This is a genomic window from Streptomyces sp. NPDC035033, assembly GCF_040636735.1.
Taxonomy (GTDB): domain Bacteria; phylum Actinomycetota; class Actinomycetes; order Streptomycetales; family Streptomycetaceae; genus Streptomyces.
Genome location: NZ_JBEZUZ010000074.1, coordinates 22,469 through 41,442, shown reverse-complemented (window position 1 = coordinate 41,442; position 18,974 = coordinate 22,469). Strand labels below are relative to the sequence as shown.

General features: G+C 72.3%; 18 protein-coding genes. 9 read left to right on the top strand and 9 right to left on the bottom strand.

Annotation, left to right across the window (positions count from 1 at the left end; translation table 11 throughout):
• The coding region (locus AB0E83_RS25990; protein ID WP_362116525.1) for a family 2B encapsulin nanocompartment shell protein at positions 1 to 1,494 on the bottom strand (1,494 nt) is incomplete at its 3' end.
• A 251-nt stretch (positions 1,495 to 1,745) separates the two neighbouring features.
• On the opposite strand from AB0E83_RS25990, the gene AB0E83_RS25985 reads away from it, so the two are divergent.
• Entirely contained in the window at positions 1,746 to 2,336 is a 591-nt protein-coding gene (locus tag AB0E83_RS25985) for a peptidoglycan recognition family protein (RefSeq protein ID WP_362116522.1), read from the top strand.
• Between the two features lie 154 nt (positions 2,337 to 2,490).
• Positions 2,491 to 3,375, top strand: a complete 885-nt coding sequence (locus tag AB0E83_RS25980) for a pyridoxal-phosphate dependent enzyme (protein ID WP_362116519.1) — start codon at positions 2,491 to 2,493, stop codon at positions 3,373 to 3,375.
• 7 nt (positions 3,376 to 3,382) lie between these two features.
• On the opposite strand, the gene AB0E83_RS25975 is transcribed toward AB0E83_RS25980, so the two are convergent.
• Positions 3,383 to 4,978 carry a Na+/H+ antiporter gene (locus AB0E83_RS25975; protein ID WP_362116516.1) on the bottom strand — a complete coding sequence of 532 codons (1,596 nt, stop codon included), beginning with the start codon at positions 4,976 to 4,978 and terminating at the stop codon, positions 3,383 to 3,385.
• A 78-nt stretch (positions 4,979 to 5,056) separates the two neighbouring features.
• Here AB0E83_RS25975 and AB0E83_RS25970 point away from each other — a divergent pair, with 78 nt between their 5' ends.
• The 3 genes from AB0E83_RS25970 to AB0E83_RS25960 all read left to right on the top strand — a co-directional run bounded on the left by AB0E83_RS25970 (position 5,057) and on the right by AB0E83_RS25960 (position 7,005).
• A complete protein-coding gene (locus AB0E83_RS25970) occupies positions 5,057 to 5,317 on the top strand; it encodes a UBP-type zinc finger domain-containing protein (RefSeq protein WP_362116513.1) in 261 nt (86 codons plus the stop codon).
• 285 nt (positions 5,318 to 5,602) lie between these two features.
• On the top strand, positions 5,603 to 6,016 hold the full coding sequence (locus tag AB0E83_RS25965) for an anti-sigma regulatory factor (RefSeq protein WP_189946643.1): 414 nt from the start codon (positions 5,603 to 5,605) through the stop codon (positions 6,014 to 6,016).
• Positions 5,905 to 7,005, top strand: a complete 1,101-nt coding sequence (locus AB0E83_RS25960) for an RNA polymerase sigma factor SigF (protein ID WP_362116540.1) — start codon at positions 5,905 to 5,907, stop codon at positions 7,003 to 7,005. The genes AB0E83_RS25965 and AB0E83_RS25960 overlap by 112 nt, the downstream gene beginning before the upstream one ends.
• Before the next feature lie 3 nt (positions 7,006 to 7,008).
• Here the strand turns inward: AB0E83_RS25960 and AB0E83_RS25955 are convergent, their stop codons facing one another.
• Positions 7,009 to 7,422 (bottom strand): hypothetical protein, encoded by a 414-nt coding sequence (locus AB0E83_RS25955; RefSeq protein WP_362116510.1) that lies wholly within the window; start codon positions 7,420 to 7,422, stop codon positions 7,009 to 7,011.
• A 148-nt stretch (positions 7,423 to 7,570) separates the two neighbouring features.
• Between AB0E83_RS25955 and AB0E83_RS25950 the strand changes: the two genes are divergently transcribed.
• Together AB0E83_RS25950 and AB0E83_RS25945 are read left to right on the top strand one after the other, a co-directional pair.
• Positions 7,571 to 8,539: a diacylglycerol kinase family protein gene (locus tag AB0E83_RS25950; RefSeq protein WP_362116507.1), complete on the top strand. Its 969-nt coding sequence runs from the start codon at positions 7,571 to 7,573 to the stop codon at positions 8,537 to 8,539.
• Between the two features lie 317 nt (positions 8,540 to 8,856).
• Entirely contained in the window at positions 8,857 to 9,114 is a 258-nt protein-coding gene (locus AB0E83_RS25945) for a WhiB family transcriptional regulator (RefSeq protein ID WP_003953983.1), read from the top strand.
• A 170-nt stretch (positions 9,115 to 9,284) separates the two neighbouring features.
• Here AB0E83_RS25945 and AB0E83_RS25940 read toward each other — a convergent pair whose 3' ends face one another.
• Both AB0E83_RS25940 and AB0E83_RS25935 read right to left on the bottom strand, forming a co-directional pair.
• Positions 9,285 to 10,751, bottom strand: coding sequence for a PAS domain-containing sensor histidine kinase (locus AB0E83_RS25940; RefSeq protein WP_362116537.1), 1,467 nt, complete (start codon positions 10,749 to 10,751; stop codon positions 9,285 to 9,287).
• 483 nt (positions 10,752 to 11,234) lie between these two features.
• On the bottom strand, positions 11,235 to 11,837 hold the full coding sequence (locus tag AB0E83_RS25935) for a TetR/AcrR family transcriptional regulator (RefSeq protein ID WP_362116504.1): 603 nt from the start codon (positions 11,835 to 11,837) through the stop codon (positions 11,235 to 11,237).
• 81 nt (positions 11,838 to 11,918) lie between these two features.
• Here AB0E83_RS25935 and AB0E83_RS25930 point away from each other — a divergent pair, with 81 nt between their 5' ends.
• Together AB0E83_RS25930 and nagB are read left to right on the top strand one after the other, a co-directional pair.
• The gene (locus tag AB0E83_RS25930) at positions 11,919 to 12,668 is read left to right on the top strand and encodes an SDR family oxidoreductase (RefSeq protein WP_362116501.1); all 750 of its coding nucleotides are present in this window, start codon (positions 11,919 to 11,921) and stop codon (positions 12,666 to 12,668) included.
• Between the two features lie 238 nt (positions 12,669 to 12,906).
• Positions 12,907 to 13,692, top strand: coding sequence for a glucosamine-6-phosphate deaminase (gene nagB, locus AB0E83_RS25925; protein WP_362116498.1), 786 nt, complete (start codon positions 12,907 to 12,909; stop codon positions 13,690 to 13,692).
• A 79-nt stretch (positions 13,693 to 13,771) separates the two neighbouring features.
• Here nagB and AB0E83_RS25920 read toward each other — a convergent pair whose 3' ends face one another.
• The 4 genes from AB0E83_RS25920 to AB0E83_RS25905 form a co-directional block, all read right to left on the bottom strand.
• Complete coding sequence (locus AB0E83_RS25920) at positions 13,772 to 15,298, bottom strand: glycoside hydrolase family 3 N-terminal domain-containing protein (RefSeq protein ID WP_362116495.1); 1,527 nt, start codon at positions 15,296 to 15,298, stop codon at positions 13,772 to 13,774.
• A 7-nt stretch (positions 15,299 to 15,305) separates the two neighbouring features.
• Positions 15,306 to 16,154: a carbohydrate ABC transporter permease gene (locus AB0E83_RS25915; protein ID WP_362116492.1), complete on the bottom strand. Its 849-nt coding sequence runs from the start codon at positions 16,152 to 16,154 to the stop codon at positions 15,306 to 15,308.
• Positions 16,151 to 17,143: a sugar ABC transporter permease gene (locus AB0E83_RS25910; protein WP_362116489.1), complete on the bottom strand. Its 993-nt coding sequence runs from the start codon at positions 17,141 to 17,143 to the stop codon at positions 16,151 to 16,153. The genes AB0E83_RS25915 and AB0E83_RS25910 overlap by 4 nt, the downstream gene beginning before the upstream one ends.
• A gap of 75 nt (positions 17,144 to 17,218) precedes the next feature.
• Positions 17,219 to 18,502 carry an extracellular solute-binding protein gene (locus AB0E83_RS25905; RefSeq protein WP_362116486.1) on the bottom strand — a complete coding sequence of 428 codons (1,284 nt, stop codon included), beginning with the start codon at positions 18,500 to 18,502 and terminating at the stop codon, positions 17,219 to 17,221.
• Positions 18,503 to 18,974 lie beyond the last annotated feature (472 nt).

The window sequence follows — 18,974 nt, the reverse complement described above, 5'->3', positions numbered from 1 at the left end:
GTCGCCGCCGAGTCGCAGTACTCCCGCACCGCGCTCGTCCGCGCCACCACCCGCCCCCGGTGCACCACGATCCGGCTGTACGCGAGGGCGGCGGCCGATCTCGACGTTCTCCAGGACGCCGAGCGCGTCGGGCACGAGGACCGCCGCGGAGTAGTAGGCCGTGACCAGGTAGGAGGTGATCGCCTGCTCGTCGATGCCCATGAAGCGGACGGAGAGGCCGGGCTCCACCTCGTCCGGCAGGCCGGTCCGGTGCAGGCCGACGACGCCCTGGTCGGACTCGCCGGTCCGCATGCAGATGATCGAGCTGGTGCCGGCGGCGGTCACCGGGATCTTGTCGCAGGGGTAGATCGGGACCCCGCGCCAGGTGGGGATCCGGGTGCCGGCCACGTCGATCGTCTCCGGGACCAGGCCCCGCCGGTCGAGCTCGCGGCCGATGGCGGCGATGGCCCTCGGGTGGGCGAGGAAGAGCCGGGAGTCGCGGCGGCGGGAGAGCAGCTCGTCCAGGTCGTCGGGGCCGGGGACGCCGTCGTGCGGCTGGATCCGCTGGCCGTGGTCGCAGTTGGCGAGGAGACCGAACTCCTTGTTGTTGACGAGCTCGTGCTCCTGGCGCTCGCGCAGCGCCTCGACCGTGAGCCGCAGCTGGTGCTCGGTCTGGTTCATCGGATGGCTGTAGAGGTCCGCCACGCGCGTGTGGACCTTGAGGACGGTCTGGGCGAGGCTCAGCTCGTACTCGCGCGGCGCGGGCTCGTAGTCCACGAAGGTGTGCGGGACGACGGCCTCGCCGACGTGGCCGGCGGAGAGGGCGACGGCGGCCTCGCCGTAGGCGTTGACGGGCCGCTCCGGGCGGGCGGCGGCGCCGGCGAGGTGGGCGGAGAGCGAGCCGGAGCGGGCGGCCAGGGCCGTCACGTCGGCGCGGGTGAGCTCCAGGACCGTGCAGGGGGTGACGGCGCGGGCGGTCCACTCCCAGGTGGCGTCCCCGGCGAGGAGGGCGGCGTCGCCGAAGTAGGAGCCGTCGGCGAGGACTCCGAGCACGGTCTCGTCGCCGTACGGGCCCTCGCCGACCCGCTCGACCCGGCCGTGCGCGAGGAGGAGGACGCGGTCGGCGGGGGCGCCGGCGGCGGCGATGACCTCGCCGGCGGCGAACCGGCGCTGGACGCAGCGGGCCGCGAGCTCGCCGAGGACCTCCGCGTCCTCGTACCCGCGCAGGGCGGGCAGCTCGCCGAGCTCCGCGGGGATCACGGCGACCCGCTCCCCGGTCTGGACGAAGGTGACGCGGCCGTCGCCCACGGAGTGGGTGAGGCGCCGGTTGACCCGGTAGACGCCGCCCTCGACCTCGACCCAGGGCAGCGTCCGCAGCAGCCAGCGGGAGGTGATCTCCCGCATCTGCGGGGCCGACTTGGTGGTCGAGGCGAGGTTCCGCGCGGCGGCGGTGCCGAGACTCTGCCGCGGGGGCCCCTCCGCGAGGACCTCGTCGCCCACCGAACCAACGGACATGGAACTCCCTCTCGTACGTCTGGCTTGCGAAGGAAGCCTTTCAGCACGGAGCGTGGCGGCGCCATTACACAATCGGGTGGGACTGTTCGGCGATCATCGGGGCATGTCGGCCGATTTCCGCCCGGACGGCGGAGCACGTGGCCCGGCCATTTCGTCCTGATCGGTTCGTACGCGGATCGAACGGATGGCAGCGGAGGGGCGGCCTCCGGTACTCCGGAGACTCGGTCCGTTCCGTCGGAAGGAGCACCCCCATGGCCGTTCCGCTGTCCGCGAGCAGGGTCCTCGGCGCACTGCGCGGCGAGGGCCTCTCGGTCGTCGAGGTCGGCGACTGGTCCACCCACAACAGGAACCACAAGGGCCCGTGGGGCCCGGTGCACGGAGTGATGATCCACCACACCGTCACCCGGGGCACCGCGCACACCGTCCGCATCTGCCGCGACGGTTACGAGGGGCTGCCCGGCCCGCTCTGCCACGGCGTCATCGCCAAGGACGGCACGGTCCACCTGGTCGGCCACGGGCGCGCCAACCACGCGGGGCTCGGCGACGACGAGGTGCTGCGGGCCGTGATCGCCGAGCGGGGCCTGCCGGCGGACGACGAGGCCACCACCGACGGCAACCGGCACTTCTACGGCTTCGAGTGCGAGAACCTCGGCGACGGCGAGGACCCCTGGCCCAAGGTCCAGCTGGAGGCGATCGCGAAGGCGTCGGCGGCGCTCTGCCGGGCGCACGGCTGGACCCACCGCTCGGTGATCGGGCACCGGGAGTGGCAGCCGGGGAAGGTGGACCCGCGCGGCTTCACCATGGCCTCGATGCGCGAGCGGATCGCCGACCTGCTGCGCTGAGCCCGGGGCACGCGCGCGTGCGGGGAGGCGACGGCCCAGGGGCCGCGGCACGCGCGCGTACGCGGGGCGCCGGCCCGGGAGGAGCGCCGGCCCCGGGCGCGCGCGGCGGAGGGGCTCCGGGGCCGGCGCGCCCGCCACCCGCGAGAATGGCCGGGTGGACACGTACGCCCTCTCCGCCCTGCGGCCCCGGCTCCCCTCGCCCCTGGAGCCGGTGGAGGACGAGCGGTTCACCCGGCGCGGGCTGGCGCTGCTGCTCAAGCGGGACGACCTCATCCACCCCGACCTGCCCGGCAACAAGTGGCGCAAGCTCGCGCCCAACCTGCGGGCGGCGGGCGGGCGCCCGGTGCTGACCTTCGGCGGCGCGTACTCCAACCACCTGCGGGCCACCGCCGCCGCGGGCCGGCTGCTCGGCTTCCCCACGATCGGGATCGTGCGCGGCGACGAGCTGGCCGGGCGGCCGCTGAACCCCTCGCTCGCGCGGTGCGCGGCGGACGGGATGCGGCTGGAGTTCGTGGACCGGGCCACGTACCGGGCGAAGCACGAGCCCGCGGTGCTCGCGGCGCTCCTCGGCCGGGCCCCGGAGGGGACGTACGTGGTCCCGGAGGGCGGCAGCAACGCGCTCGCGGCGGAGGGGTGCGCGGCGCTGGGGCGGGAGCTGTCCGGGCGCGCGGACGTGGCCGCGGTGGCCTGCGGCACGGGCGGCACCCTGGCGGGCCTGGCGGCCGGTTTCGACGGCCGGACGCTGGGGGTGCCGGTCCTGAAGGGCGGGTTCCTCGGCGGCGAGGCGCGGGCCCTCCAGGAGGCCGCCTTCGGCGGTCCGCGCGGCGACTGGTGGCTGGACGAGCGCTTCCACTGCGGCGGTTACGGCCGTAAGACCCCGGAACTCGACGCGTTCGCACAGGACTTCGAGGCGCGGCATGGACTCGCCATCGAGCGGCTGTATGTCGCCAAAATGCTCCTCGCACTGGTGTCCCTCGCCGAGGAGGGCGCCTTCGCGCCGGGCACCCGGGTCGCCGCGGTGATCACCGGCGCCCCGTGAGGGCCCCTCAGGCGGTCTCCTCGCGGTGGGCGGCGGCCTCCTCCAGGTCGAGCCGGCGCAGCAGGGTGCGCATCATCTCGTCGTCGATCCGGCGCTCGTCGCGGAGCCGGACGAAGACCGCGCGCTCGGCCTCGATCATCTCCCGGGAGAGCCGGCGGTAGGTGTCGTCGGCGGTCTCGCCGGTGAGCTCGTTGACCGCGCCGAGCCGCTCCCAGACGCTGTTGCGGCGGCGCTCCAGGACCGTGCGGAGGCGGTCGGAGAGGGGGCCGGGCAGGGTGTTGCGCTCGTCGGCGAGGAGCTCGTCGAGGCGGGCCTCGGCGGCCCGGGAGGCCTCGCTCTGGGCCTGCGCCTCGGCCAGGGTCTCCTGGTGCCGGTCGCGGCCGGGGAGCTTCAGGGCGCGGATCAGCGGGGGCAGGGTGAGGCCCTGGACGACGAGGGTGGAGATGACGGTGGTGAAGGTGAGGAAGAGGACGAGGTTGCGCGCCGGGAACTCGACCCCGTCGGTGGCGACGGGGATGGAGAAGGCGATGGCGAGGGAGACCACCCCGCGCATGCCGGCCCAGCCGACCACCACCGGCGCCTTCCAGTCGACGCCCGGTTCCCGCTCCCGGACGCCGGCGGAGAGCCAGCGGGGCAGGAAGGTCGCCGGGAAGACCCAGACGAAGCGCACCACCACGACGAGGACGAAGACCCCGAAGGCGTACCAGAGCGCCTCCCCGACGCCGTACCGGCCGAGCCCCTGGACGACGTAGGGCAGTTGGAGGCCGATGAGGGCGAAGACGGCGGACTCCAGGACGAAGGCGACCATCTTCCACACCGCCTCCTCCTGGAGGCGGGTGGCGAAGTCGACCTGCCACGCCTTGTGTCCGAGGAAGAGGCCGACCACGACGACGGCGAGCACCCCGGAGGCGTGGACCTCCTCGGCCGCCGCGTAGGCGATGAAGGGGATGAGCAGGGAGAGGGTGTTCTGGAGCAGCGGCTCGGTGAGCCGGGTCCGCAGCCAGTGGATGGGCACCATGAGGACCAGGCCGACGCCGACGCCGCCGACGGCGGCGAGGGCGAACTCGCCGAGGCCGCCGGCCCAGCTGACGCCCTCGCCGACGGCGGCGGCCAGGGCGACCTTGTAGGCGGTGATCGCGGTGGCGTCGTTCACCAGGGACTCGCCCTGGAGGATCGTGGTGATCCGGTGGGGCAGGCCGAGGCGGCGGGCGATGGCGGTGGCGGCCACCGCGTCCGGCGGGGCGATCACCGCGCCGAGGACGAGGGCGGCGGTGAGCGGCAGGTCGGGGACGAGGACGTACGCGAGCCAGCCGACGGCCACGGTGGCGAAGAGGACGTACCCGACGGAGAGCAGCGCGACGGGCCGGATGTTGGCCCGCAGGTCCAGGTAGGAGGAGTCGACGGCGGCCGTGTAGAGCAGCGGCGGCAGGATCAGCGGCAGCACGATGTGCGGGTCGAGGGTGTAGTCGGGGACGCCGGGGACGTAGCCGGCGGCCAGACCGGCCGCGACGAGGAGGAGCGGCGCCGGTACGGGGGTGCGGCGGGCGAACCCCGCCACCGCCGCGCTCGCCGCCACCAGTGCCACCAGCCGCAGTGCGTCCATGCCGTCCCTCCGCCGTCCCGGCCCGTGGCCGCGTTCCGTCCCTCCGGTCCGGGGCGTCCGCCACGTACCCTGGCCATCATGATCGAGTGCCCGCACGTAGCAGAAATGCCGCGCCCCGAGCCGGCCCCGCTCCACGAGACCTGCCCCGAGTGCCTGGCCGAGGGCACGAACCCGGTGCAGCTGCGGCTCTGTCTGACCTGCGGGCACGTGGGCTGCTGCGACTCCTCGCGGGGGCGGCACGCGACCGGGCACTTCGACGCGACGGGGCACCCGGTGATGCGGACCTTCGAGCCGGGCGAGGCGTGGCGGTGGTGCTTCGTGGACGAGGCGCTGGTCTGAGCCGGCCCGGTCTCCCGGCGGCGGCGCGGTTCGACCGGCGGGCCGTTGGGTACGTCACCCCTCCGCCGGTCGCCGCGTTTTGGCCCCCGCACACCCCTGGCCACGGTCCGCGCCCATGGTCCTACCATGAGTGACGGGCCGGGCTCGGGGGCCCGGGGGCTTGCGGCGACACGGCAGGATGGATCGCGATAGCGTCACGGCGGACCGCGCAGCCCCTGCGTGACCGCCCGGTCCGGGGGCCTTCCCCCGGGCCCCGATTGAGCTTGTGCCACCTTGGAGGTGAGGGTGTCCCAGATCGCAGGCGAGCCCGGGACCCAGGACTTCGTGGAAGTCCGGCTGCCCGCTGCGGGTGCCTATCTGTCCGTGCTGCGTACGGCCACGGCCGGTCTCGCGGCGCGCTTGGACTTCACCCTCGACGAGATCGAGGACTTGCGGATCGCGGTGGACGAGGCCTGCGCGATCCTGCTCCAGCAGGCGGTGCCCGGCTCGGTCCTGAGCTGTGTCTTCCGGCTGGTGGACGACTCCCTCGACGTGACCGTGTCGGCGCCGACCACGGACGGCCGGGCTCCCGAGCGGGACACCTTCGCCTGGACGGTGCTGTCGGCGCTGGCCGGGAAGGTGGAGTCCTCGGTCGCGGACGACAACACGGTCTCGATCAGCCTGTACAAACAGCGCGGCGCGGGGCCAGGCCCGGCGTGAGGAGCGGGGACGCGACGGCCGGCTTCCCCGGCCAGCAGGCACGGTCGCACGAGGTCGCTACGGAGCAGCAGGCGGACCAGATGAGCGAGCACGATCAGCAGCACGACGGGGCTCCCCCGGCGCCGGTCCACGCCCCGGAGGCGGGCGCGGAGGCCGGGGCCGCGGTGCCCGCGCCCGCCGCGGCGGACGGTTCGGCGGACGGGGCGGCCGGTGACGGCGCGCGCGGCCACGACCCGCAGGACCGCACCGGCGCCCGCGCGCTCTTCGTCGAACTGCGGTCGCTGCCGGAGGGCTCCCCGGAGAAGGCCGAGCTGCGCAACCGGCTGGTGCGGATGCACCTGCCGCTGGTCGAGCACCTGGCGCGGCGCTTCCGCAACCGCGGCGAGCCGCTGGACGACCTGACGCAGGTGGCGACGATCGGTCTGATCAAGTCGGTCGACCGGTTCGACCCGGAGCGGGGCGTGGAGTTCTCCACGTACGCGACCCCGACGGTGGTCGGCGAGATCAAGCGGCACTTCCGCGACAAGGGCTGGGCGGTCCGGGTGCCGCGCCGGCTCCAGGAGCTGCGTCTCTCGCTGACCACGGCGACGGCGGAGCTGTCGCAGCAGCACGGACGGTCACCGACCGTGCACGAGCTGGCCGAGCGGCTGGGGATCTCCGAGGAGGAGGTCCTGGAGGGTCTGGAGTCGGCGAACGCCTACTCGACGCTCTCGCTGGACGTGCCGGACACCGACGACGAGTCGCCGGCGGTCGCGGACACGCTGGGCGCGGAGGACGAGGCCCTGGAGGGGGTCGAGTACCGGGAGTCGCTCAAGCCGCTCCTGGAGGGCCTGCCGCCGCGGGAGAAGCGGATCCTGCTGCTGCGCTTCTTCGGGAACATGACCCAGTCGCAGATCGCGCAGGAGGTCGGCATCTCGCAGATGCACGTCTCCCGGCTGCTGGCCAGGACCCTGGCGCAGCTGCGGGAGAAGCTCCTCGTGGAGGAGTGAGGCTCAGCCCTCCTGGCCGGGGCGCCGGATGCCGAGCGCCTCGGTCGTGGCCGGGCTCACCAGGAGGACGAGCCCGGTCACGGCGAGCGCGGCGAGGACGATCCCGAAGGGGATCACGCCCTCGGACTGGAGCATCTGCCAGGCGACGGGCAGGGCGAGGATCTGGGTGATCACGGCCGGGCCGCGGCTCCAGGAGCGCATCCGCCACAGGCCGCGGGCGGCGGCGAGCGGGATCAGGCCGAGCGCCAGCACGGTCACGGCGCCGGTCACCCCGCCGGTCAGGTCCCCGCCGTCATCGGTGAGCGCCCTCACCAGCATGTAGACGCCTCCGGCGAGGAGCCCGAGGGCCTCGACGAGGGCCACGCCCGCGGCGGCGGCCAGGCGGGTGGGGCGGGGGGTCTGCTCCGTACTGCTCATGCAGGGCAGCGTAACGGGGGCGGCCGGGGAGCCGGGGGCGGGCCCGGGGCGGAGGGCCCCGGCGCGAAGGGTCCGGGCGGGGCCGTGGGGGCGTCCGCGCACCGGGCGGGACTGGGATCGGTACCGCCGGGTAGGTACGCTGGCGGTCATGCGCGCACTTCTCGTGGTCAACCCGGCAGCCACCACCACCAGTGCCCGCACCCGTGACGTGCTGATCCACGCGCTGGCGAGCGAGATGAAGCTGGAGGCCGTCAGCACCGAGTACCGCGGGCACGCGCGGGACCTCGGCCGGCGGGCCGCCGAGTCGGGGGAGATCGACCTGGTCGTCGCCCTCGGCGGCGACGGCACGGTGAACGAGGTCGTGAACGGGCTGCTGCACGGCGGCCCCGATCCGGACCGGCTGCCGGGCCTGGCGGTCGTGCCGGGCGGTTCGACCAACGTCTTCGCCCGCGCGCTGGGGCTGCCGAACGACGCCGTGGAGGCGACCGGCGCCCTCCTCGACGCGCTGCGCGAGCGGAGCGCCCGGACGGTGAGCCTGGGGCTCGCCTCGGGGACGCCGGGCACCCCGGACGAGGAGGTGCCGGCCCGCTGGTTCACCTTCTGCGCCGGGCTCGGTTTCGACGCGAGCGTGATCGGCCGGGTCGAACAGCAGCGCGAGCGCGGGAAGCGGTCCACGCACGCGCTCTATCTGCGCCAGGTGTTCCGCCAGTTCCTGGAGGAACCGAACCGGCGGCACGGGACGATCACGCTGGAGCGGCCCGGCGCCGAGCCGGTCGAGGACCTGGTCCTCTCCATAATCTGCAACACCTCCCCCTGGACCTACCTGGGCAATCGCCCGGTGTACGCGTCCCCGGAGGCGTCCTTCGAGACCGCGCTCGACGTCCTCGGACTGAGCCGGCTCTCCACCCCGGCGGTGGCCCGGTACGCCACCCAGCTGCTCACTTCCAGCCCCGAGCGGGGCCCTCGCGGCAAGCACGCCACGACCCTGCACGACCTCACCGACTTCACCTTGCATTCGAAGGTGCCCCTCCCTCTCCAGATGGACGGAGACCACCTCGGACTGCGTACGAGCGTGACGTTCACAGGCGTACGCCATGCACTGCGTGTGATTGTGTGAGTGGAAGGGCCTAAAGTCCTTGCACTCGAACGTTTAGGCGCGCATCCACCCCTTAGAAGTACGGCTGTGACCTAGCCGACACCGAGGAATCAAAAAAAACTTTCCGGAAGGGGTTGTATCCGCTGCCGAGGTTTGCGAGTCTCTTCTTGGCGATCGGGACGGCCCGCAAGACCGGCCTCCACTGAGAGCCAGAACCCCTCCTCAAACCCAGGACCACACCGGTTCATCCGGCAGTCGGCCCTTCACTTGTTGAGGGATTCGTGAAAGCGTTCACATTCACAAGCAACCTGCATGTAACACCGAGAGAGGTAGCAGCCATGGACTGGCGTCACAACGCCGTTTGTCGTGAGGAAGACCCCGAGCTGTTCTTCCCCATCGGCAACACCGGTCCTGCGCTGCTGCAGATCGAGGAAGCCAAGGCCGTCTGCCGCCGCTGCCCCGTCATGGAGCAGTGCCTGCAGTGGGCGCTCGAGTCCGGCCAGGACTCCGGCGTCTGGGGTGGCCTCAGCGAGGACGAGCGCCGCGCGATGAAGCGCCGCGCCGCCCGCAACCGGGCGCGCAACGCCAGCGCCTGAGCCACCTGCACAGCCTGAGGCACGCGGCGCGTACACCGTGTACGCATTCACCGCCCCCCGAGCCGCAGCGCGCAGCAGTTAGCAGTACCCCACAGCATTCGAGCCCCGGACCGAGCACTTCGGTCCGGGGCTCGCTGCTGTGCGTGACCGGAACGCCGGCCCGCCGGGCGCTACTTCTGCGGGCGGACCGGGATGTCCAGGACCACCTTCGTGCCGCCCTCGCTGCCCGGCCGCATGTCGAAGGTGCCGCCCAACTCCCCTTCCACCAGGGTCCGTACGATCTGGAGGCCGAGGTTGCCGGCCTTCTGCGGGTCGAACCCCTCGGGCAGGCCGCGGCCGTCGTCCCGGACGGTGATGAGCAGCCGCGCGTCGGCGCGGGGTTCGCCGCGCACCGCGCTGACCTCGACCGTGCCGTGCTCGCCGGGGGCGAAGGCGTGCTCCAGGGCGTTCTGCAGGATCTCGGTGAGGACCATGGAGAGCGGAGTGGCGACCTCGGCGTCCAGGATGCCGAAGCGGCCGTTGCGCCGGCAGGTGACCTTGCCCGGGGAGATCTCCGCGACCATCGCGATGACCCGGTCGGCGATCTCGTCGAACTCGACCCGCTCGTCCAGGTTCTGGGACAGCGTCTCATGGACGATGGCGATCGAACCGACGCGCCGGACCGCCTCGTTGAGCGCCTCGCGGCCGCGGTCGGAATCCATCCGGCGGGCCTGGAGGCGCAACAGGGCCGCCACCGTCTGGAGGTTGTTCTTCACCCGGTGGTGGATCTCCCGGATGGTGGCGTCCTTGGTGATCAACTCGCGCTCGCGGCGGCGCAGTTCGGTGACGTCCCGGAGCAGGACCAGGGAACCGATCCGGCTGCCCTTCGGCTTGAGCGGGATGGCCCGCAGCTGGATCACCCCGCCGCTCCCCTCCACCTCGAAGTTCCGGGGGGCGTAACCGGAGGCGAGTTTGACCAGGGCCTCGTCGACCGGGCCCCGGGAGGGCGCCAGTTCGGCGGTGATCTGGCCGAGGTGCTGGCCGACCAGGTCGGCGGCGAGGCCGAGCCGGTGGTACGCGGAGAGGGCGTTGGGCGAGGCGTACTGGACGAAGCCGTCGGCGTCCAGGCGGACCAGGCCGTCGCCGGCGCGCGGCAGGGAGTCCATGTCGGACTGCTCGCCGGGGTACGGGAAGGAGCCGGCCGCGATCATCTGGGCGAGGTCGGAGGCCGACTGGAGGTAGGTGAGCTCCAGCCGGGAGGGGGTGCGGACGGTCAGCAGATTGGTGTTCCGGGCGATCACGCCCAGGACCCGGCCGTCCCGGCGGACCGGGATGGACTCGACCCGGACCGGGACCTCCTCGCGCCACTCCGGGTCGCCCTCGCGGACGATCCGCCCCTCGTCGAGCGCCGCGTCCAGGAGGGGGCGGCGGCCCCGGGGGACCAGGTGGCCGACCATGTCGTCCTGGTAGGAGGTGGGCCCGGTGTTGGGCCGCATCTGGGCGACGGAGACGTACCGGGTGCCGTCGAGGGTGGGCACCCACAGGACGAGGTCGGCGAAGGAGAGGTCGGAGAGCAGCTGCCACTCCGACACCAGCAGGTGGAGCCACTCCAGGTCGGAGTCGCTCAGGGCGGTGTGCTGGCGGACGAGGTCGTTCATGGAGGGCACGGTGCGAGCGTACCCGCGGAATTAACAGCTGGTGAACCTGGATCTCCGGGGCTTCGTGTTGGAGGATGGGCCCGGAAACACCGCGTTCAGATGGATGGACAGACAAGAATGGTCTAGTCCACAATGAGCGCATCGAACTTCACACAGCCTCCGTCCTCCCCGCACAGGAGGACGGACGAGGTGCCCGGCGCTCTCTGCCCTGACTGCGCCGAGACCTCCCTTCACGGCCGAGGGACCGCACACCCCCGGCCGGGCACACCCGGGCTGCGGTGCCGGGCGGGTTGAGGGTCCCGCCGGGCGCCGCGGCCCGCGGTCTTTCCGGGCCGGGGTTCGCGCGTCCTCCGGGACGGACCCCCGCACCCTTTCCGGGGCAGGCCCCGTGCGCTCCCCCGGGGCGACCCCGTGCGCTTCTCCGGGGCGGCCCCCACGCGCCTCTCCGGGGCGATCCCCGCGCGCACCCCTCCGGGGAGGCCCCTACGCGGACGTGCGCGGCCAGGCGAGCATCGCCGCCTCGGCCACCGCCGCCAGCTCCTCCTCCGTCGCCCCGTCCCTCGCCTGCTGGGACATGCCCTGGAGCACGGCCCCGCTCAGTCGCGCGAGCACCCGGGGGTCGGTCGCGGCCGGCAGCTCGCCGGCCTCCACGTCCCGGCGGATCCGCTCCTCGATGGCGGCCAGGTTGGCGTTGCGCCGGGCGCGCAGGGCCTCCTCGACCTCCGGGGTCGAGCAGTTGACGGCGGCGGAGATCACCAGGCAGCCGCGCGGGTGGCCGGGCTCCGTGTAGTGGAAGGCGGCCTCGCGGAGCATCCGCGCGACGCCGGCGCGGGCGGTCGGCTCCTCCGCGAAGGCGCGGTCCCCGAAGGCCCCGTGCGAGAGCGCGTACTCCGCCACGACCTCCTCGAAGAGCGTCTTCTTGTCGCCGAAGGCCGCGTAGAGGCTCGGGGCGCTGATGCCCATGGCGCGGGTGAGGTCGGAGACCGAGGTCGTCTCGTAGCCGTGCTCCCAGAAGGCCATGGTGGCCTGCTCCAGCGCCGTCGGACGGTCGAAGGAACGGGGCCGGCCGCGCTGTCCTGTCGTCATGACGCCAATTCTATAGCGGCCGCTAAAGAACGTGGTACGGTCACTTCTGTAACGACCGCTAGGAAATGAGGGGGCGTCGCCATGGGCGTGCTCACGGGAAAGACGGCACTGGTCACGGGCGCGAGCCGGGGCATCGGACGGGGGATCGCCGAGCGGCTGGCCCGGGAGGGCGCGCGGGTCGCGGTCCACTACGGGACGAACGAGGCGGCGGCGAAGGAGACGGTCGCGGCGATCGAGGCGGCCGGCGGGGAGGCCTTCGCGCTCGGGCAGGAGCTGGGGGTGCCGGGGGACGCGGCGGCGCTCTGGGCGGCCTTCGACGAGCGGGCGGAGGGGCTGGACGTCCTGGTGAACAACGCGGGGATCGGAGCGTCGAGCCCCTTCGCCTCCATCGAGGAGGCGGAGTACGACCGGATCTTCGCGGTGAACGCGAAGGCGCCCTTCTTCCTGGTGCGGTCGGGCGCGGAGCGGCTGCGGGACGGCGGCCGCGTCGTGAACGTGTCGACGGGGCTGAGCAGGACGGCGCTGATGCCGGAGCTGATCGCGTACTCGATGTCGAAGGCGGCGCTGGACGTCTTCACCCGCGACCTGTCGAAGCTGCTGGGCCCGCGCGGGATCACGGTCAACTCGGTGGCGCCGGGGGTCGTGGCCACCGACAACACGGCCTGGCTCGAGGACGACGAGGAGGCCCGGGCGCGGGTGGCGGCGTACTCGGCGCTGGGCCGGATCGGGAGCACGGCCGACATAGCCGACGTGGTGGCCTTCCTCGCCTCGGACGACGCGCGCTGGGTGACGGGGGCGTGGATCGACGCGACGGGCGGTTCGCTGACCTGAGGCGGCGGGTCCGGACGGCCCGGACGGGGGTCGGACCGTCCGGACGGGCGCGCGCGGGACGAGGGGGTTCGAGTGGCTGGCGAGGAGCGGGCGGACGACGATGGAGGGGCCGGGAGGGCCGGGCCGTCCGGGGTGCGGAACGGCATGAGAAGAAGGGGTCTCCTCTGCTAGATTTGGGCTTGATTGGTCTATACCACCTGACCCCTCCCCAGCCCCTCACCAGATCGGCAGGCACAGCGTGGAAGTTGTCATCGTCAAGGACGCCGAGGCGGGCGGCGAGCTCATCGCGGACGGCATCGCCGGCCTCCTGCGCCGCAAGCCCGACGCGCTGCTCGGCGTGGCCACGGGCTCGACCCCGATCCCGATCTACGACGCCCTGATCGCCCGGGTGCGAGCCGGTTCCGTGGACGCCTCGCGGGCCCGTATCGCCCAGCTGGACGAGTACGTGGGCCTGCCCGCCGGGCACCCGGAGTCGTACCGCTCGACCGTCCTGCGCCAGGTCGTCGAGCCGCTCGGCCTGCCCGAGGACCACTTCATGGGCCCTGACGGCTCCGCCGAGGACGTCCAGGCGGCCTGCGAGGCGTACGACCGGGCCCTGCGCGACGCCGGCGGCGTGGACCTGCAGATCCTCGGCATCGGCACCGACGGTCACATCGGCTTCAACGAGCCGTGCTCCTCGCTCGCCTCCCGCACCCGGATCAAGACGCTCACCGAGCAGACCCGGATCGACAACGCCCGCTTCTTCGACGACGACATCGACCAGGTCCCCCACCACGTCATCACCCAGGGCATCGGCACCATCCTGGAGGCCCGCCACCTGGTGCTGCTCGCCACCGGCGAGGGCAAGGCCGAGGCCGTCGCGCAGACCGTCGAGGGCCCCGTCGCCGCGCTCGTCCCGGCCTCCGCGCTCCAGCTCCACCCGCACGCCACCGTCGTCGTCGACGAGGCCGCCGCCTCCAAGCTGAAGCTCGCCGACTACTTCCGCCACACCTACGCGAACAAGCCCTCCTGGCAGGGCATCTGATCCGCCGCGGCGCACACGCCGAAGGGGCCCGGCACCTGGATCAGGTGCCGGGCCCCTTCGCGTGCCGTCCGGGCCGGCGTCAGGCGCCGGTGCCGACCACGGCCTCGGCGGCGGCGCGGCCGCAGACCCGGGCGGCGCCGTACGTCGCGACGTGCAGGGCGCCCCGCGGCTCCGCCTCGTTCAGGCCCATCTCGACGACCACGGTGTCCGGCCGGACGGCCAGCAGGCCGTCCAGGGCCGCGGTCATCCACGGGTGCCGGTGGAGGTCGCGGACGACCGCGACGATCCGCCGCTCCCCCGCCGCGGCGAGGACCGAGTCGACCGCGTCCCCGGCGCCGAAGGAGCCGGAGCCGGTGCCCGGCAGCAGCCGGTCCAGCTCGGCGGCGACGCCCCACGGGGTCTCGTCGCCGACGGCGAAGTTGGCGACCGGGGTGAAGGAGGCGACGAAGGGAGCGCTCGACACGGGGGTGTAGGGCCCCGCCCCCTTGGTGACCCGCAGGGCCCGGCGGGCCGCCACGAGTCCGATGTCGGCGCCGGGCGCGGTCCCCTCCTGCACTGCCGCGCCCGGCACCGATCCAGCCCCCCTCGCCCGGTGCGCCTGGGTCCAGGCCGCCAGGGCGCGCACGCGCGCCGCGGCGTCGGCCAGCCGCTCCTCGGGCAGTTCACCGGTCCGTACCGCCGTGACCAGCGCGTCGCGCAGCCGCAGTACGGTGTCCTCGTCGCACAGCCCGCCGCCGACGCAGATGGCGTCGGCGCCCGCGGCGATCGCGAGGACGGATCCGCGCTCGATGCCGTACGTCGCCGCGACGGCCTGCATCTCCATGCCGTCGGTGACGATCAGACCCTCGAAGCCCAGTTCCTGACGGAGCAGACCGGTGAGGATCTGCGGGCTCAGGGTGGCCGGGCGTTCGGTGTCGAGCGCGGAGAGCAGAATATGCGCACTCATGACCGCTTTGGTACCCGCGGCGATGGCCGCGCGGAAAGGCACCAGCTCACGGGCGTGCAGTGTGGCGAGGTCCACATCGATCCGGGGCAGCGCGTCGTGCGAGTCGACGTTGGTGTCGCCGTGCCCGGGGAAGTGCTTGGTGCAGGCGGCGACGCCGACGCCCTGGAGGCCGTCGACGTACGCCACGGTGTGCCGGGCGACCAGGTCCGGGTCCGCTCCGAAGGAACGGACGCCGATGACCGGGTTCTCGGCGTTGGAGTTCACGTCGGCCGAGGGGGCCCAGTTGAGGTCGATGCCGCAGGCGACGAGGCGGCGGCCGAGCTCTCGGGCGACGGCCCGGGTGAGCTCGACGTCGTCGACCCGGCCCAGGGCGTGGTTGCCCGGGAAGGACGAGCCCTCGTTGACCTCGAGGCGGGTGACGTCGCCGCCCTCCTCGTCGATGGCGACGAGGACGTCCTCCCGCTCGGCGCGGAGCCGGGCGGTGAGGCGGGCGAGCTGCTCGGGTCCCGCGACGTTGCGGCCGAAGAGGCCGACGGACGACAGGCCCTCGCCGATCCGGCGGAGCAGCCAGTCCGGGGCGGTGGTGCCCGCGAAGCCGGGCTGGAGCACCGTGAGCGCGTCCCGGGTCAGGGTGTCCGAGCCGTGCGTGAGTGTGGTCATGGCGCCGCTATCCCTTCACCGCGCCGGCGGTCAGACCCGCGGCCATCTTGCGCTGGACGAGGAGGAAGAGGATCACGATGGGGACGGCCATCATGGTCGAGCCGGCCATCATCGGGGCGTACTCGGTGCCGTTCTTGGTGATGAAGTTGGAGAGCCAGACGGTGGCCGTCTGGTTCTGCTGGCTCATCAGCATCAGCGCGTACAGGTACTCGTTCCAGGCCTGGATGAAGCCGTAGACCGAGGTGGCGACCATGCCCGGGGCCAGGAGCGGGAAGACGATCCGGATGAAGGCCCCGCTGGGGGTGCAGCCGTCGACCTGGGCGGCTTCCTCCAGTTCCTTGGGGATGTTGACGATGAACCCGCGCAGCGTCCACACCGTGAAGGGCAGGATGAAGGTGAGGTAGGTGATGATCAGGCCGCTGAGCTTGTCGTACTGCCCGAGGTCGTTGAGGAGCAGGAAGACCGGGATGATCATCGCGACGAGCGGGACCATCTGGACGGCGAGGATGCCGACGATGACGATCTTGCGGCCGCGGAAGGCGAACCGGGAGATGGCGAGGGCGGCGAGCAGGCCGACCGCGATGCCGATGACGACCACCACGGCGGAGACGGCCAGGCTGCGGCCGACCGGGCCCCAGAAGTCCGCGATGTCCAGGGCGCGGCGGAAGTTCTCCAGCGTGAAGGTGGAGGGGAAGAAGTGCGGGTCCGGGTCGATCGCGTCCTTGGCCGGCTTGAAGGCCGTGTTGAGCATCCAGTAGACCGGGAAACCGGCCGTGACGACGACGAGCAGACCGAGCAGGTTCCAGCCGAGCTTCGACTTGCGCGGCTTGTGCGGGTGCTGGGCGGCGGTACTCACTCGACATCTCCGATCTTGAGCATCTGGCGCATGTAGACGGCGACGACTCCGAGCAGCAGCAGGACCGTGACCAGTGCGATCGCGGAGCCGGTGCCGTAGTCGTTGACGACGAACGCCTTGTCGAACGAGTACGTGGTGAGCAGCTGGAACTCGGCCTCGGGGTGGCCGTTGCGCATCACGTAGACCTGCGGGAAGACGCCCATGTCCCAGATCACCGAGAGCGTCGTCAGCATGACGATGATGGGCTTGAGGATGGGCAGGGTGACGTAGCGGAACACGCCCCAGGCGCCGGCGCCGTCGAGGCGGGCGGCTTCTTCGAGTTCCTTGGGCACCTGGGTGAGGCCCGCGCTCAGGGTGATCACCACGAAGGGGACCGCGCCCCAGACCACCAGGAGCATGATCACGGCCAGGCCCTGGGGGCCGCTGGCGAACCAGTTGTGGCCGATCATGTCGACGCCGGGAAGGCGGCTGAGCAGCCAGTTGAGCACGCCGTAGTCGGCGTCGAAGAGCCACTTGAAGATGGCCGTGGCGACGATGATGGGCATGCCCCAGCTCGCCACGAGCACGATGTTGATCAGCACCTTGACCCAGCCCGAGACGCGCTGGAGCAACAGGGCTATCGCCATGCCGAGGACCATCGTGACGATCACGGCGCCGGCGGCGAAGAGCACGGTCCGCAGGACGACCGTCCAGAACTCGCCGTCACCGAGGATGCTGGTGAAGTTGGACAGGCCGGCCGATTCGGCTTCCTGGAACCCCCACAGCTGGGGCTGGCCGAACTTCTGGAACGAGAGGGTGACCAGGCGGATCAGCGGGTAGCCGAGCACCAGCAACAGGACGAGCAGGCATGGCGCGAGGAGCAGCCATGGGATCCCGGCTCCGCCTTTGGACTTCCCGCCGCGGGGGGCGGGTGTACCGGCTCCGGGGCCGGTCGGCGGCGATTGGCGCACCGGCGGCACCTTCGCGGTGGATATGTCTGCGGCACTCATCCCGTGCTCCTCAACGGTCACTCTCGTGGTACGGGAGGCAGGGCCCCGTCGCGGTGACGGGGCCCTGCCCGAAGGTCACTTGGTGTTGATGACCTTGTCGATCGCGGCGTCGGCGTCCTTGGCCGCCTGCTCGACCGACTTCTTGCCGTTGGCGATCTCGATGAGCATCGTCTTGAGGATCTGCCCCTTCTCGACCTGGCCCCAGCCGGGGGCGGTCGGGACGAACCAGCTGGACTCGGCCGCGGTCGCCGGGACGGCGGTGGCCGGGTCGTTCTTCAGCGGGGCGAGGTCCGCCTTGTTGTTGGGCAGGTTGCCCTTGGCGATGAGGCCCTTCTGGCCCTCGGTGCCGGTGAAGGCGGCGATCCAGTCGGCCGCCGCGCCCTGCGCCTTGGACTTGACCGGGATGGCCAGGTCCGAGCCGCCGAGGAAGACCGGGAGGTTCTTGCCGGTCGGGCCGGGCATCACGAAGTTCTCGAGCTTGTCCTTGAGACCGCCGACCTTGTCGCTCTTCGGGTCGGCGGCGGTGGCGCCCTCCCAGCCGGCGGCGAAGATCGTGGCGGACTTGCCCTGGCCGAAGACGACGGGACGGTCGGCCTCGTCCTTCGTCTTGTCGCCGTGCATGTACTTGTCGAGGACGTTCTTGTACTCGGTGAGGCCCTTGACGGACTCCGGCGAGGAGAGGTTCGCCTTCCAGGTCTCGCCCTCCTGCTTGGCGATGGAGCCGCCCTGCTCGAAGACGAAGGACATCGCGGCGTACCAGTCCGGCGACGGCTGGTACCAGGCGCTGAACTTGTCGCCCTTCTTGGCCTGGATCTTGTCGAGGGCCGCGGTCAGCTCGGCCCAGGTCTTCGGGGCCGCCTTGACGCCGACCTCGGCGGCGATGTCCTTGCGCCAGGTGCCCACGCGGCCACCGGCGTAGTAGGGGACGCCGTAGGTCTTGCCGTTGTAGGTGACCGAGTCCTTGAGGGCGTCCAGCCACTTGTCGGAGTTCTCGAACTTCGACGCGTCGACCTCGGCGAAGGCGCCCTTGGCCATGTAGCTGATCATCTCGGAGTTGCCCATCTCGACAACATCCGGGGCCTTGTCGGTCGCGAGCACCGCGTCGAGCTTGGTGTTCTTGTCGCCCCAGCCGTAGTACTCGTGCTTGACCTTGATGCCGGGGTACTTCTTGGCCACCGCGTCGTCGGCGGCCTTGACCAGCTCGGGCCAGTTGTTCTGGGCGTCGACCGTCAGCCAGACGGTCAGCTCCTTGACGTCGCCGCCGGCCTTCTGCCCGCCCTTGTCGTCCGAACCGCCACACGCGGCGATAGAGACCATCATGCCCGCGACGCCGATCGCCGCGATGAGCTTGCGCTTCACGCCACCCTCCTCAGGGATGCCTGCAACCCCTGCCCACCGCGCGAAGACATACGTCAGGTAATGCTCGTGGGGCTGGGACCTGGCCTTTAGTGGTTTAGACCAGTATCCGGAGCTTGGCCTAGACCTTTGGGGGTGTCAAGGGTGTGCAAGACGGGCGCCGGGGTCCGTTATCGGACCGACACCTCGCCCCGCGTGCGCGCGAGTTCTTCCTCCCGGACACGGAACCGCGCGCCCGGCGGCGGGGCGCGGGCGCCGCGGTCCGCCGAGGTCCCTCCGGCACCGCCCCGGCGGCCCCCGCGAGAACCGCCCCGGCGTTCCCCGTGCGAGCCGACACCCGGCCTCCCTCACTCGCCGTCCACGGGCAGCAGGAAGGTACAGACCTTCCCTCCGGGGCGTCCAGAGGACCGGGGCATTCCGTGACAACTGCCGAAGATCCTCCCCTCGCACCCCAGGAACGCAATGGCCTAGACCA

Excerpts from the sequence above, each read along its gene's own strand:
- AB0E83_RS25930 (WP_362116501.1), top strand. The coding sequence starts at position 11,919 with ATGGGCGTGCTCACGGGAAAGACGGCACTGGTCACGGGCGCGAGCCGG.
- AB0E83_RS25950 (WP_362116507.1), top strand. The coding sequence starts at position 7,571 with ATGCGCGCACTTCTCGTGGTCAACCCGGCAGCCACCACCACCAGTGCC.
- AB0E83_RS25920 (WP_362116495.1), bottom strand. The coding sequence starts at position 15,298 with ATGACCACACTCACGCACGGCTCGGACACCCTGACCCGGGACGCGCTC.
- AB0E83_RS25955 (WP_362116510.1), bottom strand. The coding sequence starts at position 7,422 with ATGAGCAGTACGGAGCAGACCCCCCGCCCCACCCGCCTGGCCGCCGCC.
- AB0E83_RS25970 (WP_362116513.1), top strand. The coding sequence starts at position 5,057 with ATGATCGAGTGCCCGCACGTAGCAGAAATGCCGCGCCCCGAGCCGGCC.
- AB0E83_RS25945 (WP_003953983.1), top strand. The coding sequence starts at position 8,857 with ATGGACTGGCGTCACAACGCCGTTTGTCGTGAGGAAGACCCCGAGCTG.
- AB0E83_RS25985 (WP_362116522.1), top strand. The coding sequence starts at position 1,746 with ATGGCCGTTCCGCTGTCCGCGAGCAGGGTCCTCGGCGCACTGCGCGGC.
- AB0E83_RS25935 (WP_362116504.1), bottom strand. The coding sequence starts at position 11,837 with ATGACGACAGGACAGCGCGGCCGGCCCCGTTCCTTCGACCGTCCGACG.
- AB0E83_RS25940 (WP_362116537.1), bottom strand. The coding sequence starts at position 10,751 with ATGAACGACCTCGTCCGCCAGCACACCGCCCTGAGCGACTCCGACCTG.
- AB0E83_RS25975 (WP_362116516.1), bottom strand. The coding sequence starts at position 4,978 with ATGGACGCACTGCGGCTGGTGGCACTGGTGGCGGCGAGCGCGGCGGTG.
- AB0E83_RS25910 (WP_362116489.1), bottom strand. The coding sequence starts at position 17,143 with ATGAGTGCCGCAGACATATCCACCGCGAAGGTGCCGCCGGTGCGCCAA.